Raw genomic sequence first — 13,421 nt, 5'->3', positions numbered from 1 at the left:
ACCATGACCGCCGATCTCGTCGTCACCGTGCCCGACCTGTCCGGAAAACTCGCGGTTGTCACCGGGGCCAACAGCGGCCTGGGTTTCGGGCTGGCCCGCCGGCTGTCCGAAGCCGGTGCCGATGTCGTTATGGCGATCCGCAACCGCGCCAAGGGCGAGGCCGCCATCGATGCGATCCGCTCGAAGGTGCCCGCGGCCAAGCTGGCCATCAAGCCGCTCGATCTCTCGTCGCTGTCCAGCGTCGCCGTCCTGGGCGAACAGCTCAACACCGAGGGCCGCCCAATAGACATCCTGATCAACAACGCCGGCGTCATGACGCCACCGAACCGCGACACCACCGCCGACGGGTTCGAATTGCAGTTCGGCAGCAACCATCTCGGGCACTTCGCGCTCACCGCCCATCTGCTGCCGCTGTTACGCGCCGCCGAGCGGGCGCGGGTCGTCTCGCTGAGCAGCCTGGCCGCCCGCCGCGGCCGCATCCACTTCGACGATTTGCAATTCGAGAAGTCCTACACACCGATGGCGGCCTACGGGCAATCAAAGCTGGCGGTGCTGATGTTCGCCCGCGAGTTGGACCGCCGCAGCCACGAAGCCGGCTGGGGCATCGTCTCCAATGCCGCCCACCCCGGGTTGACCAAGACCAACCTGCAGATCAGCGGCCCGTCGCACGGCCGCGAAAACCCGTCGATGATGGAACAGCTCTACAAGCTGTCCTGGCGACTGACGCCGTTCCTCTGGCAGGAGATCGACGAGGGCATCCTGCCCGCGCTGTACGCGGCGGCCACTCCGCAGGCCGAAGGCGGTGCGTTCTACGGGCCGCGCGGCATTTACGAGGCCGCGGGCGGCGGCGTGACCAATGCCAAGGTGCCCGCCCGCGCCGGCGATGACGCCGACTGCCGGCGCTTGTGGGAGGTGTCCGAACGACTCACCGGAGTCAGCTATCCGAAACCTGTCAGCTCGCCATGACCGTGGCTAGCCTCCTGGCGGTATAAGCCGGGGCAGCAGCCCGGGAATCTTCGGGACGGGTGGCGCCTGAGATGACGTCGGCGATTGCGTCGTGGTCGGCGCCTGCGTGGTGGTGGATGCCTGAGTCGTTGTCGTCGGTGCTTGCGTCGTTGTTGTCGGCGCCTGGGTGGTCGTCGACGGTGTCGACGACGGCGGTGTCGAGGTTTCCGATGCTGTCGACGATGGCGACGTGCTGCCCGGCGCCTGACTGGCCGTAGTGGCCGACGACCCGGAACTTTCGGTGCCGGGCGCAGATGTCCCCGGCCCGGGTGTGGTGCTCACGCCCGGTGCGGTTGGTGCGCCGCCGGGGGTATGCCGCAGCGCGATCAGAACTGCGGCGCCGATGGCCAGCACCGCCAGCGCGGTGCCGACGATCACCACCGCCGGCCGGCGATACCACGGCACCGCGACCGGGCCGGCCTCGCGGGGCCGCGCCGGCTGCGGGCGGGCGGACCCGGCCGCGCCGTCACTGCGTGGTGTCGGGTACTCGCCGGTGCGGATCGGCATGATGGCGGAGGCGTCGTCGGATTCCGACCAGGCCAGCGCGGGTTCCTCGCTGGGTCCGGGCACGACGTCGGTCATCGAAGTGGCGTCGGTGAACGATCCGGGCCCGGCGGTCGGCGCCAGCGCCGTCGCGCCGTCGTCCGCGGGGCCGCGCGCCGCCGTCAGAGCCGCACCGATCGCAGCCGTCAGGTGCGGCCGCGGTGCCGCGATCACCGGTACCCCCAGTTGCCCAGACAGCGTCGTGGTGACCGCCGGGATGCTCGCACCACCGCCCAGCGACGCCACCGCAGCCAGATCGCCGGCGTTGATCGCGTTGCGCTGCAAAGTCTCCCGAATGACGCTGACGAAGCCGTCCAACGGCTGACGGATCACGTTGTCCAGCTCGGCGCGGGTTATTTCGATTTCGCCGCGGCTTCCGGGCGCGTCGGCGGTCAGGGTGGTCGAGGTGGTCGACGAGAGCTCTTCTTTGGCGTGTCGGCAGTCGGCACGCAGCCGAGTCAGCGAACCGATCGTCGAGGTGGCCGACGTGTCGAGCGCACCCGCCGATGACAAATCGGCCACGACATGGTTCAGCAGCGCCTGGTCGATCAGGTCACCGGACAAATCGCGGTGCCGCACCGCCGGCGCAACCGGCTGGTAGCCGTTGCCGGCGTCGACCAGGGTGAGGCTGGTTCCGCTGCCACCGAAATCGCACACAGCGATGATCCCGCGGGTCGGCAGGCCCGGGTTGGTCTGCAGGGCCCTCAGCGCTGCCGCAAAGTCCGGCAGCACCGACAACTGGTCGCCGGACCATTCGCGCACCCGACTCAACGCCGCCCGTAACGTGTCCACCGCCGGGCGCCCCCAGTGCGCCGGATACGTGACCGCGGCGCCGGGCAGCGCCCGCCCGTCGGTCGCGGTGTAGGCCAGCGCCCGCAACCCGTCGGCCAGCAGCGTCTCGGCGCGGTGCGTCGAGCCGTCGGCCGCCACGATCCCGGCCGGATCGCCCACCTTGTCGACGAAATCGGTGATCACCAGGCCAGGCTCGGCCAACTTCGGGTTCTCCGACGGCACACCGACTTCCGGCGGATGCTGTCCGTAGAGGGTCAGTACCGGCTTGCGGGTCACTGCCCGGTCGGCGGTTACGGCTGCCAGGTTGGTCGCCCCTATTGACAGGCCTACCGCCGCCTGTTGTTCGTCTGGCATCTCGTTGGCAACCCCGCTGTTCAAGCGTCCTCACATCATGCATTAATTTAGCGCGAGTCTCGGCCCCTCACCGAATCGTGCCGGCGCCGGCGATCAGCGGCAGGTCGAGCGCGGTGACCCACCCCGGCGAGAGGTCGTTGACGGCCGGCACCGCGTTCAGCGCCCGCATCCCGGTAGCCAGGCACCCCGCGGTGGCCGCGTCGCGTCCGGAGCCGTCGGTGAACCGAAATGCGGTCTCCTGGAAGATACTTGGCGTGCCCTCGATATCCACCCGATAGACGTCGTCCCGGGTGCCGGACGGCCAGTCCGGGGCGGCGTCATGGCCGATGCGGTTGACGTGCTCGAGTTGAATGCGCGTCTTGCCCAGGTAGATCCCGTTAATGGTGAACCGCACAGCGGCGACCTGCCCGGGCCGGATGATGGCTTTGGCGGTCTTGCGCTCGGTGGGCGTGACCCATTTGTCCCAGGTAGTAGTGATCTCGTCGAGCATGATCCCGGCGGCGTGCGCGATCATCGGCACGGTGGCGCCCCACGCGAAGACCAGCACGTCACGGTTTTCCAGCACCGGACGGAATTCCGGCTCGCGGCCGATGCCCATTTCGTTCTCGTAGTCACCGGTGTAGTTGGTGTAGTCGAGCAGCTCGGAGGCCCGCACCGTGTGTACTTCCGAACACAGACCCATCAGCGTCATCGGGAACAGGTCGTTGGCGAAGCCGGGGTCGATGCCGGTGGTAAAGCACGACGACTCTCCCAGCTCGCACGCCTCGGTAATCGGCTGAATCCAGTTGGGCGGGTTCAGGTGCATACTCGGCCAGACCCACGGCGTCATCGCGGTGGAGCAGACGTCGATGCCGGCACGCAGAAACCGCGTCATCAATGCGATGTTGTGCTCGGCGTGCGCGGCTGTCGGACCATAGTGCACCAGGGCATCGGGTTGCAGCGCGATCAGCGCGTCGACGTCGTCGGTGGCGGTGATGCCGACCCGTTCGGGTAGCCCGCAGATGTCGCCGACGTCGTGGCCTACCTTCTGCGGGTTGCTGACGCCGACCCCGACCATCTCGAACAGCGGGTGTTTGACGATCTCGGTGATCACCATCCTGCCGACGAAGCCGGTACCCCAGACCACGACGCGTTTTGAACTGCGTTCCGACATCAGCCACCTTCCGTTTCGTTCGCCCCCGAACACCCTAAGCGCACGGCCGGACCTCCTAATCAACAAAAAGAACGCGAAAACGCACCCGTGTGGGTCGTCGTGGTGACACCATGTCGCGCAGGATGACCATGACCAGCACCAAGCGCCGCACCGGAACATCGATCCTCGGCGTGCTCGTCGCGTCCACCGTCGCCTTCGCGGGGGTGGCAAACGCAGAACCTCAGCCGCCAAAGGTTCGCTACGAAGTGAGCGGCACCTCCCCGGTGGCCGAATACCTGTCGTACCAGACCGACACCGGTCAGCAGCACGAGGCCAATGTGAACCTGCCCTGGTCGACGCAGTTCAACGCGTGGCAGGGTCAAGTGTTCCTGCTCAGCGCTCAGGGGCCCGGCTCGATCACCTGCCGGATCCTGGTCAACGGCAACGTGGTGAACCAGGCAACCGCAAACGGGCAGCCGGCACGGACCGTCTGCTCCCACTGACGCCGTCAGGCTTGCCTGCCACCCGGTCTCTCGTCGAGTGTGTGGATTGTGGCCGCTGCAGACGTGAGATCGCGTCCATAACCCACACGCTCGACGCAGGTAAGGCACCGATTCGACCGTCAAAGGTCTAGGCTCGCGGCTGTAACCGCTCGACGGCAAGGACGATCGATATGGGCATTGCGACGAGGGTCAACGGCACGGCACCGCCCGAGGTTGCGCTTGCCGATATCGACCTCGGCTCACTGGAGTTCTGGGCACTGGACGACGACCTGCGCGACGGGGCTTTCGCCACTTTGCGACGAGAGGCGCCGATCTCCCTCTGGCCCGAGATCGACCTACCCGGGCTCGTGGAAGGCAACGGGCATTGGGCGCTGACCAAGTTCGACGACGTCTTCTACGCCAGCCGGCATTCGGAGATCTTCAGCTCCAGCCCCAGCATCACGGTAAACGATCAGACACCCGAGGTCGCCGAGTTCTTCGGGTCGATGATCGTGCTCGACGATCCGCGACACCAGCGGTTGCGTTCGATCGTCAGCAGGGCGTTCACCCCGAAAGTGGTGGCCCGCATTGAGGCGGCGGTGCGGGACCGGGCGCACCGGCTGGTCACGTCGATGATCGCCCATCATCCCGACGGCAACGGCGAGGCCGTCAGCGAGCTGGCCGGACCGCTGCCGTTGCAGGTTATCTGCGACATGATGGGGATTCCCGAGGAAGACCATCATCGGGTATTCCACTGGACCAATGTGATTCTCGGGTTCGGCGACCCCGATCTGACAACCGATTTCGATGAGTTCGTTCAGGTTTCGATGGAGATCGGGGCGTACGCTACCGCGCTGGCCGAGGACCGCCGCGTCAATCACCACGACGATCTGACGACGAGCCTGGTGGAGGCCGAGGTTGACGGAGAGCGGCTGTCATCGTCCGAGATCGCGTCGTTCTTCATCCTGCTGGTGGTGGCCGGCAACGAGACGACGCGCAATGCGATCAGCCACGGCCTGTTGGCGCTCACCCGCTACCCGGAGCAGCGTGAAAAATGGTGGGCCGACTTCGACGGCTTGACCCACTCGGCGGTCGAAGAGATTGTGCGGTGGGCCTCGCCGGTGGTCTACATGCGGCGCACGCTCACCGAGGACATCGAGCTGGGTGGTGTCAAGTTGGCGGCCGGTGACAAGGCCACCATGTGGTACTGCTCGGCGAATCGCGACGAGTCCACGTTCGCTGACCCATGGATGTTCGACGTGGCGCGCGACCCCAATCCGCATGTCGGCTTCGGCGGCGGTGGTGCCCATTTCTGCCTGGGCGCGAACCTGGCGCGCCGGGAGATCCGCGTCATATTTGAAGAGTTACGCCGCGAGATACCCGACATCGTCGCCACCGAGGAGCCCGCACGACTGCTGTCGCAGTTCATTCACGGCATCAAGACGCTGCCGATCGCGTGGACGCCGCCGAGCTGACCACGATCGATACTATAGTCCACCGCGATACGAACTCTTTGTTTATCGGCGCCGTTAATCGGTGTTTTCCTTCTGCGCTTTCCCACGATGGTGTGGCAGCATATGAGTCATGTGCCTACGCAATATCGCTCGATTCCTTTGTCTTGCAGTCGCATCGACTTGGGCGCTGGTAGTCGCCGTCGTCCCCACCGCATCTGCTCAGCCGTGTCCAGACGTCGAGGTGGTGTTTGCCCGCGGTACTAGCGAGCCACCCGGTCTTGGCGAGACCGGTCAGGCATTCGTCGACTCCCTCGGTTCGCGTATCGGCGCCAAATCACTCGGGGCGTATCCGGTCGACTACCCTGCCAGCACCGACTTCGCCACCGGCCTCGACGGTATTCGCGACGCGGGCAGCCATATCGAATCCACCGCGGCCAACTGCCCCAAGACCAAGATGGTGCTGGGCGGGTTCTCCCAAGGCGCGGCCGTGATGGGTTTCGTCACATCGGCTGCAGTGCCGGATGGCGTCAATCCCGCCGACGTTCCCAAGCCGATGCCGCCCGACGTGGCCGACCACGTCGCCGCGGTCACCCTCCTCGGAATGCCTTCGAGCCGCTTTATGAACTCGATCGGCCAACCACCGATCGTGGTCGGCCCGCTGTATGCGGCGAAGACCCTCAAGTTGTGCGCCCCTGCCGACCCGGTCTGCTCCGACGGAGGAGACTGGGCCGCGCATACCCAATACGCGGATGACGGAATGGTGGATCAGGCGGCGGATTTCGCCGCTAGTCACCTGGGCGCGGCTCCTGCCGAAAACGTGGCACCCCCGCCACCGCCCCCCGGCGCCGAAGACCAACAGCCTGGTCCGTGACGTGCCGGATCAGGTGCCGTGAGTGGTGGGGTGTCTGCGCCTTGCTCACCGCAATCGCGGTGCTGCCGGCCTGTGCCGCACACAATTCCCAGCAGGACCCGGGGTCTACGAGTCGACCGCCGACGACGGCCGCCCCTGCAGTGTCGACGACGACGGCTGTTGCCACGACGCCAACGAAGCGGACCGAGAAATGGATCGATCTGGCAGTCGGTGACTGCCTGGCCGACCCGCCGCCCACCGACCCCGGCGTGCTCACCGTCACGATCGTCGACTGCGCGACAGTGCACAATGCGGAGGTCTATTCTCGCGCGCCGGTGGCGGTCAACGCCGCTATCGCCGACACCGCCAATCAGCAATGCACCTCGAGGTTGCCTCAGTACACCGGGCAGTCGCTCAACGGCAGTCCCTACACGATCACGTACCTCATCGACTCCAATCAGGATCGAACCTCGGCCAACCCCACGCCGAGTACCGTCATCTGTCTGCTGCAAGGTGCCAACGGTCAGGCGCTGACCGGATCCGCGCGTCGCTGATGCCGACACCATTGACGGGATCAGGCGCGCAGCGCATCCAAACGCCTGCGACTGTCATTGGTGACACGTTATGGTGCTGGCAAGTTGCTGGCACGTTGCTGCGGGAGGGCCTGTTTGCAAGGAACTTCGTTCGGGAAGTACCGGCTGATCGAGTTGCTGGGCCGCGGCGGCATGGGTGAGGTGTGGCGCGCCTACGACACTGTCATCGACCGGATCGTCGCGATCAAGATTCTGCCCGCTGAGATCTCCCGAGACGAGGTCTTCCAGCAGCGGTTCCGTCGCGAAGCCCATGCGGCCGCACGTTTGAGCAGCCCACATGTCATACCGATCCACACCCACGGAGAAATCGACGGGCGGCTGTTCGTGGACATGCGGCTGATCGAGGGACACGATCTCCAGTCCGTGCTGGGCGCCGGTCCGCTGCCACCGAACCGAGCGGCGCACATCGTCGGCCAGATCGCCAGGGCGTTGCACACCGCGCACAAAGCCGGCCTGTTGCACCGGGATATCAAACCGTCCAACATTTTGCTCGACGACGACGATTTTGCCTATCTGATCGATTTCGGAATCGCTCGTGTGGCAGGCGAACTTGGCTTGACGTCGGCCGGCGACGTGATCGGAACCTTTCATTACATGGCCCCGGAACGGTTCAATTCCGGACACCGCGACAACCGTGTCGTCGACGCCCGCTCGGACATCTACTCGTTGACCTGCGTGCTGTATGAGTGCTTGACCGCACAGCACCCTTTCCCCGGTGACAGCCTGGAGCAACAGCTCACCAGCCACCTCACCAGTCCGCCGCCCCGGCCGTCGAGCGTCATTTCCCGACTGCCGGGCGGCTTCGACACGGTCATCGCCAAGGGCATGGCCAAAAACCCCGGCGAGCGCTACGCCACCGCCGTGGAATTGGCGCGGGCCGCCCACGACGCCCTCGGCACACCCACTCGCCCGGCGCGACCGCGCCTTCCGACCCAGCCGACCATCCGGACACCGCCCCCGGCCGCGGTCTCGACTTCGCAGCCACCGCCTTCGGCCCACGGACCAACTCCGGCGCCGCGAATACCGTCGCAGCCGTGGTGGCGGCGCAAAGCCGCCCTGATCTCGGCGGCCGCCGTGTTCACCGTCATTGCGGCGGTGAGCGCTGCGGTCGTCCTGACCTTGGCTCATCAACGTGCGCAACTCGGAGATTCCCGCCAAACGAGTCTGCCGTTCACCGGCCTCCGTGGACCACAAGGTGTGTCGGTGGGTTACGGCGGCACGGTTTATGTCGCCGATACCCTGCACAACCGGGTGCTGGCATTGCCGGCGGGCTCGTCGGCACCGGGTGTGCTGTCGTTCGAGGGCCTGAACTACCCAACCGGTGTGACGGCGGACAACACCGGCACCGTCTACGTCACCGATGCCGGCAACAAGCGAGTGGTGGTCCTTCCCGCCGGCTCGACAACCCAAGTCCAACTGCCCTTCACCGACCTCGGCAATCCGACCGGTATCACGGTGGACAGCAGCCGCACCGTCTACGTCACCGACACCGCCAAAAATCGGGTGGTGGTGCTTCCCGCCAGCTCGAACAGACAAACCGAGCTGCCGTTCGCCGGTCTCAGCGCCCCGACCGGTGTGGTGGTGAATAGCGGCGGAACCGTCTACGTGGCCGATGGCGGCAACAACCGGGTCCTGGCGTTGCCGGCCGGCTCGAGCACGCAATCCGTGTTGCCGTTCACCGGCCTCAGCGAACCCGGCGGTGTGACGGTGGACAAGGAGGGCGCCGTGTACGTCACCGACAGCCGAAACAATCGGACACTGAAGCTTCCGGTTGGCGCGACCGCACAAATGCAATTGCCGTTCACCGGCCTGGCCTATCCGTGGGGTTTGGCGGTCGACAACCTGGGCACGGTCTACGTGGCCGGCAACAACAACCACGTGGTGGCACTGCGGCCCAAGTAACCAACGCCGCGCTTGCGATCGCCGCTAAAGCCTCGGCGGCAGGGCCGCGAGCCAGGAGTCCGCAAGCAGTTCGATCAGCTGGCCGTCCGGGTCGCGGATCATCGCCGATTGCTCGGTCACCGTCGCTTCGACCACCGATCCCCCGAGGTCGTCGACCATCTCCAACACGGCGCCGAGGTCGGACACCGACAGCGAAAGATGGGTTAGGCCCACTTGGTCCATGGCGCGGTCCGGCCCGCTGTGGACTTCGCGTTTCGAGTAGTCGATGAGTTCGAGCACAAAACCGTCGCGAACAAGATAGGTGGCATGCACCCCGAGCGGCTTGGGCAGCTGCAGAAGCTGGCTGGTGCCGTCGTCGGGCGGATCTATCTCCCACCAGAACTGGAAGTCGAGCAGGCGCTCGTAGAAGCTGCGCGACCGCTCGCGATCTGCGACGCATAATCCGACGTGGTTGAATACCGTTCGATGACTGGCCATTTCAGCATTCCGTGTCTGGTGTCTGCCGTACAACGCAAAGGTTAGCGACCGACGAGCCACTTGCCCCGAAAAAGCGTGCAATCGCCCGGATTCAGCTATAGTTGCCCGGCGCCGACGTGTGGGCTATGCCGGTTCGGTGCCAACTCTGCTGCAAAGGAGCACCGGGCAATGAGGACTTCACTGGTGGCAGCCACCGCATTCTCGGTGGCGACCGCACTGGTGGCGGTGTCGGTGGCCGGCTGTGGCAACCATTCGAAGTCGTCGACCGCGACGTCGGGGTCAGCCGCTTCGACCAGCGCCGGCCACAGCGCGACGCCGACCGACTACGCCAGGCTGCTGATCAAGGCGGAAGACATCAACGCGCCGGAACCCTTCACAGCAAGCCCACCGACGCAAAACCCGGATGGCAAAGAGGGCGTAACCACGACGTTCAGGAACGACGACGGAAGCCACGTCATCATCGACACCATCCTGATATTGCCGGATCCCGCCGCCGCGACGGCCGCGCTTGACGCGGCGAAAGCCACGCTGCCCGGTTCGGCTGCCGGAAAAACCAACTCGGTGAAGGTCGGCAGCGGCGGTACGACGGTCTTCGGGGACACACCGGACGGGTCCAAGGGAATCACCATGCTCCGGTTCACCCAGGGCAGGGCATTCGTCACACTCGAATTCGACGGCCCGACCGGCATACCGGCGCCGCCGGATTTCGTCACCGACGTGGGGCAAAAGCAAGACGCGGCCATCAAGAGCGGACTCCCCGGCTAGGCCGTCTACCGAAACTCCTGTGCCGGAACCTCTTTGATGACTAAAAGCACTGAGCGGACCGACGTCGACGCCGGCGTCGTTGTTGACTTTGATCATCACTGCGACGAGTTCAACCTCAACGAACTGGCGGTCAACGCCGGGCTACGCCGACGCTGCCCGGTGGCGTGGAACGAGAACTACGGCGGATTCTGGTTCATCACCGGCTACGACGCGGTGGCGCACATCGCCCGCGACGGCGACACCTTCGCCCACAAATACGAACCGGACGCGGCAGACGGTGTGGATTACCAGGGCGAGATGGGTGTGCCGCGTCCCGCGGGCCAGCCGGCTCTGGGCATCGGTGAAGTCGACGGCCCGTATCACCAAACGTTGCGACGGGCACTTGCCCCGGTCTTCTCACCGGGTGCGGTCGACAAGATGCGGCCATTCATGGCGCAATCGGCGCAGTGGTTTCTCGATCAACGCATCGCCGACGGGCCGATGGACCTCGTGCTCGACTACGCCAGTCCGGTTCCCGCCATCCTGACCATGAAGTTGATGGGTCTGCCCTACGACAACTGGCAGCGCTACGCCCACCTCTTCCATTCCGTCATGGCCGCCGGCCAGGACAGCGACGAGTACGCCAAAGCCATCGCCGGCGTCCCAGCCGTGATGGACGGTCTGCTGGAGTTCGCCGCCGCCCGCCGGCTCGAGCCCCGCGACGATCTGACGAGCCTTCTCGTTCAGCTCGAATTCGACGGCAGGCGCCTCGACGACGCGCAGGTTCTCAACATTCTCTGGAACCTGATCGGTGGCGGCGTCGACACCACCACATCACAGACGGCGTTGAGCCTGCTCCACCTGGGCACCCATCAGGATCTGCGCCGACGACTGCGCAACCACCCGGATCTCTACCACACCGCCACGGACGAGTTCTTGCGCTACTTCTCGGTCAATCAGCAACTGAGCCGGACCGTCACGCGCGACGTCATCCTGGGCGGCCAAAGACTGCGGCGCAACGATCGGGTCGTGATCAGTTGGCTGGCCGCCAACCACGACGAACACGAGTTCGAGCAACCCGGCGAAATCGTTCTGGATCGGGCGCGCAACCGCCACCTCGCCTTCGGGCTCGGCCCGCATCGTTGCATCGGATCGCATTTGGCGCGGGTCATGTTCGAGGTGATGGTGAAGGCGGTACTCGACCGGATCCCCGACTACCTGGTCGACGCCGACGGTGTTCATGAGTACCTCGGCAACCCCAGCATGACCGGCCTCGGCAGGCTCCCGGTCACCTTCCCCGCTGCCGCGCCCCGGGGGACGCCGCGCCCCTGGTGACCGCCGCCGCCGGGCGCCCGGTTCATGCGGGAGGATGTGCTGGTGTTTGGGCTTGTGGTAATCGTCACGGTCGTCGCCACTGTCGTCTTGGGGACGATCGTGGGCAATCGCCGTCGCGTAGGTCCGCCGGTTTTGCTGATCCTGCTCGGCGCCCTGCTGGGTCTGATCCCGCGGTTCGGCCAGATCCGGCTCGACGGGGAGATCGTGCTGGTGCTGTTCTTACCGGCGATCCTCTATTGGGAAAGCATGAACACCAGCTTCCGCGAGATCCGGGCCAATCTGCGCGTCATCGTGTTGTTCAGTGTCGGGCTGGTGATCGCCACCGCTGTTGCGGTGTCGTGGACGGCGCGAACGTTGGGGATGGAGTCACACGCGGCAGCGGTCCTGGGCGCAGTGCTCTCGCCCACCGATGCTGCCGCGGTGGCCGGACTGGCAAAACATCTGCCCCGCCGGCCGCTCACCGTGCTGCGCGCCGAAAGCATCATCAACGACGGCACCGCGCTGGTCCTGTTCGCCGTGACCGTGGCCGTGGCGACCGGCAGCCCGGCGATCAGCCCGCCTGCCCTGTTCGGCCGCTTTGTCGGCTCTTACCTCGGCGGTATCGCCGCCGGGTTGCTGGTCGGCGCACTGGTGACGCTGGCGCGCCGCCGACTCGACGCGCCGCTGGAGGAAGGCGCGCTGAGTGTGCTGACGCCGTTCGCGGCGTACCTGCTCGCCGACACGATTCACTGCAGCGGCGTGGTCGCGGTGCTGGTTGCCGCCCTCGTGCTCAGCTACGTCGGGCCGCGGGTGATCCGGGCTCGTTCCCGCTTGCAGTCGTTTGCCTTCTGGGATATGTCGACGTTCCTGCTCAACGGCTCGCTCTGGGTGTTCGTCGGAGTCCAGATCCCGGGTGCGATGCGGGGGATATCCAACTACGGCGGCGGACTTCGCCACGCCGCACTGCTGGCTCTGGCCGTGACCGGTGTCATCATCGTGAGCCGGATCGCCTGGGTGGAGATCACCACCGTGCTGCTTCGTGTCGTGGACCGGCGCGCGGTGCAGCGCGCCCGTCGCGCCAACTGGCGTCAGCGCGCGGTGTCCAGCTGGGCGGGATTCCGCGGTGCGGTCTCGCTGGCCGCCGCGCTGGCGGTACCGCTGACCACGCGTGGCGGCGCCGCATTCCCGGACCGCTACCTGATCATCTTCGTGGTGTCCGTGGTGATTCTGGTGACCGTACTCGTCCAGGGCAGCACACTGCCGTTGGTCGTGCGCTGGGCGCGGATGCCCGAGGACGTCGCACGCGCAGACGAGTTGCAACTGGCCCGCCGGCGCAGCGTCGCCGCGGCCCTCGACGCGTTGCCAAGGGTCGGCCGTGAACTGGGTGTCGACCCGGAGCTGCTGAGCCGTCTGCAAAAGGAATATGAAGACCAGGCCACGCTCGTCACTACCGGCGCCGACGCCTCGGACACGAAGGACGCCGCCGAGCGCAACGATCTGGTTCGGCGGGTGCGTCTTGGCGTGCTCGAATACAAACGCCGCGCCGTCACCGAGCTGCGCGACCAAAACCGCATCGACGACATCGTCTTGCGCGAGTTGCAGTCCGTCATGGACCTCGAAGAAGTACAGCTCCTCGACCCTGCCGACGGCGGCTAGCCCGAAGTTCCCCCCGTTTTAGGTCGTCTATCAATGCAGGGCTTTGTGAGCTGCTGGTATGCATCCACGGACTCGAAATGTGTAATCATGTATTAGCTAGATCTGTACGGCGTGTCATCCGCT

General features: G+C 65.9%; 12 protein-coding genes. 9 read left to right on the top strand and 3 right to left on the bottom strand.

What is annotated here, in order from left to right:
* Positions 1–3: 3 nt before the first annotated feature.
* On the top strand, positions 4–966 hold the full coding sequence (locus ACRDTL_RS21620) for an SDR family oxidoreductase (protein ID WP_431508741.1): 963 nt from the start codon (positions 4–6) through the stop codon (positions 964–966).
* Positions 967–972: 6 nt separating this feature from the next.
* Here the strand turns inward: ACRDTL_RS21620 and ACRDTL_RS21615 are convergent, their stop codons facing one another.
* Entirely contained in the window at positions 973–2,694 is a 1,722-nt protein-coding gene (locus ACRDTL_RS21615; RefSeq protein WP_431508740.1) for an Hsp70 family protein, read from the bottom strand.
* 67 nt (positions 2,695–2,761) lie between these two features.
* Positions 2,762–3,847 (bottom strand): NAD(P)H-dependent amine dehydrogenase family protein, encoded by a 1,086-nt coding sequence (locus ACRDTL_RS21610; protein WP_431508739.1) that lies wholly within the window; start codon positions 3,845–3,847, stop codon positions 2,762–2,764.
* Between the two features lie 128 nt (positions 3,848–3,975).
* Here ACRDTL_RS21610 and ACRDTL_RS21605 point away from each other — a divergent pair, with 128 nt between their 5' ends.
* The 5 genes from ACRDTL_RS21605 (at position 3,976) to ACRDTL_RS21585 (ending at position 9,107) form a co-directional block, all read left to right on the top strand.
* Positions 3,976–4,329, top strand: a complete 354-nt coding sequence (locus ACRDTL_RS21605) for an MmpS family transport accessory protein (protein WP_431508738.1) — start codon at positions 3,976–3,978, stop codon at positions 4,327–4,329.
* A gap of 170 nt (positions 4,330–4,499) precedes the next feature.
* Positions 4,500–5,783 carry a cytochrome P450 gene (locus ACRDTL_RS21600; RefSeq protein ID WP_431508737.1) on the top strand — a complete coding sequence of 428 codons (1,284 nt, stop codon included), beginning with the start codon at positions 4,500–4,502 and terminating at the stop codon, positions 5,781–5,783.
* A gap of 109 nt (positions 5,784–5,892) precedes the next feature.
* Positions 5,893–6,633, top strand: coding sequence for a cutinase family protein (locus ACRDTL_RS21595; protein ID WP_431508736.1), 741 nt, complete (start codon positions 5,893–5,895; stop codon positions 6,631–6,633).
* A gap of 41 nt (positions 6,634–6,674) precedes the next feature.
* The gene (locus tag ACRDTL_RS21590) at positions 6,675–7,166 is read left to right on the top strand and encodes a hypothetical protein (protein WP_431508735.1); all 492 of its coding nucleotides are present in this window, start codon (positions 6,675–6,677) and stop codon (positions 7,164–7,166) included.
* Between the two features lie 114 nt (positions 7,167–7,280).
* The gene (locus ACRDTL_RS21585; protein ID WP_431508734.1) at positions 7,281–9,107 is read left to right on the top strand and encodes a protein kinase domain-containing protein; all 1,827 of its coding nucleotides are present in this window, start codon (positions 7,281–7,283) and stop codon (positions 9,105–9,107) included.
* Between the two features lie 24 nt (positions 9,108–9,131).
* On the opposite strand, the gene ACRDTL_RS21580 is transcribed toward ACRDTL_RS21585, so the two are convergent.
* Complete coding sequence (locus ACRDTL_RS21580; RefSeq protein ID WP_431508733.1) at positions 9,132–9,584, bottom strand: VOC family protein; 453 nt, start codon at positions 9,582–9,584, stop codon at positions 9,132–9,134.
* Between the two features lie 168 nt (positions 9,585–9,752).
* Between ACRDTL_RS21580 and ACRDTL_RS21575 the strand changes: the two genes are divergently transcribed.
* Genes ACRDTL_RS21575 through ACRDTL_RS21565 form a run of 3 tightly spaced genes read left to right on the top strand, consistent with a single transcriptional unit; the run spans position 9,753 to position 13,298 of the window.
* Complete coding sequence (locus tag ACRDTL_RS21575) at positions 9,753–10,349, top strand: hypothetical protein (RefSeq protein ID WP_431508732.1); 597 nt, start codon at positions 9,753–9,755, stop codon at positions 10,347–10,349.
* Positions 10,350–10,385: 36 nt separating this feature from the next.
* Positions 10,386–11,663: a cytochrome P450 gene (locus tag ACRDTL_RS21570; RefSeq protein ID WP_431508731.1), complete on the top strand. Its 1,278-nt coding sequence runs from the start codon at positions 10,386–10,388 to the stop codon at positions 11,661–11,663.
* A gap of 42 nt (positions 11,664–11,705) precedes the next feature.
* On the top strand, positions 11,706–13,298 hold the full coding sequence (locus ACRDTL_RS21565) for a Na+/H+ antiporter (RefSeq protein ID WP_431508730.1): 1,593 nt from the start codon (positions 11,706–11,708) through the stop codon (positions 13,296–13,298).
* Positions 13,299–13,421: the final 123 nt, after the last annotated feature.

It is taken from the genome of Mycobacterium sp. (assembly GCF_050700595.1).
In the GTDB taxonomy this organism is placed as follows: domain Bacteria; phylum Actinomycetota; class Actinomycetes; order Mycobacteriales; family Mycobacteriaceae; genus Mycobacterium.
Note: the sequence above shows the minus strand (reverse complement) of the source record. Positions and strands in the feature narration are given on the sequence as shown.

Coding starts and splice junctions, on each gene's coding strand:
- ACRDTL_RS21620 (WP_431508741.1), top strand. CDS start 4: ATGACCGCCGATCTCGTCGTCACCGTGCCCGACCTGTCCGGAAAACTC.
- ACRDTL_RS21615 (WP_431508740.1), bottom strand. CDS start 2,694: ATGCCAGACGAACAACAGGCGGCGGTAGGCCTGTCAATAGGGGCGACC.
- ACRDTL_RS21610 (WP_431508739.1), bottom strand. CDS start 3,847: ATGTCGGAACGCAGTTCAAAACGCGTCGTGGTCTGGGGTACCGGCTTC.
- ACRDTL_RS21605 (WP_431508738.1), top strand. CDS start 3,976: ATGACCAGCACCAAGCGCCGCACCGGAACATCGATCCTCGGCGTGCTC.
- ACRDTL_RS21600 (WP_431508737.1), top strand. CDS start 4,500: ATGGGCATTGCGACGAGGGTCAACGGCACGGCACCGCCCGAGGTTGCG.
- ACRDTL_RS21595 (WP_431508736.1), top strand. CDS start 5,893: ATGTGCCTACGCAATATCGCTCGATTCCTTTGTCTTGCAGTCGCATCG.
- ACRDTL_RS21580 (WP_431508733.1), bottom strand. CDS start 9,584: ATGGCCAGTCATCGAACGGTATTCAACCACGTCGGATTATGCGTCGCA.
- ACRDTL_RS21575 (WP_431508732.1), top strand. CDS start 9,753: ATGAGGACTTCACTGGTGGCAGCCACCGCATTCTCGGTGGCGACCGCA.
- ACRDTL_RS21570 (WP_431508731.1), top strand. CDS start 10,386: ATGACTAAAAGCACTGAGCGGACCGACGTCGACGCCGGCGTCGTTGTT.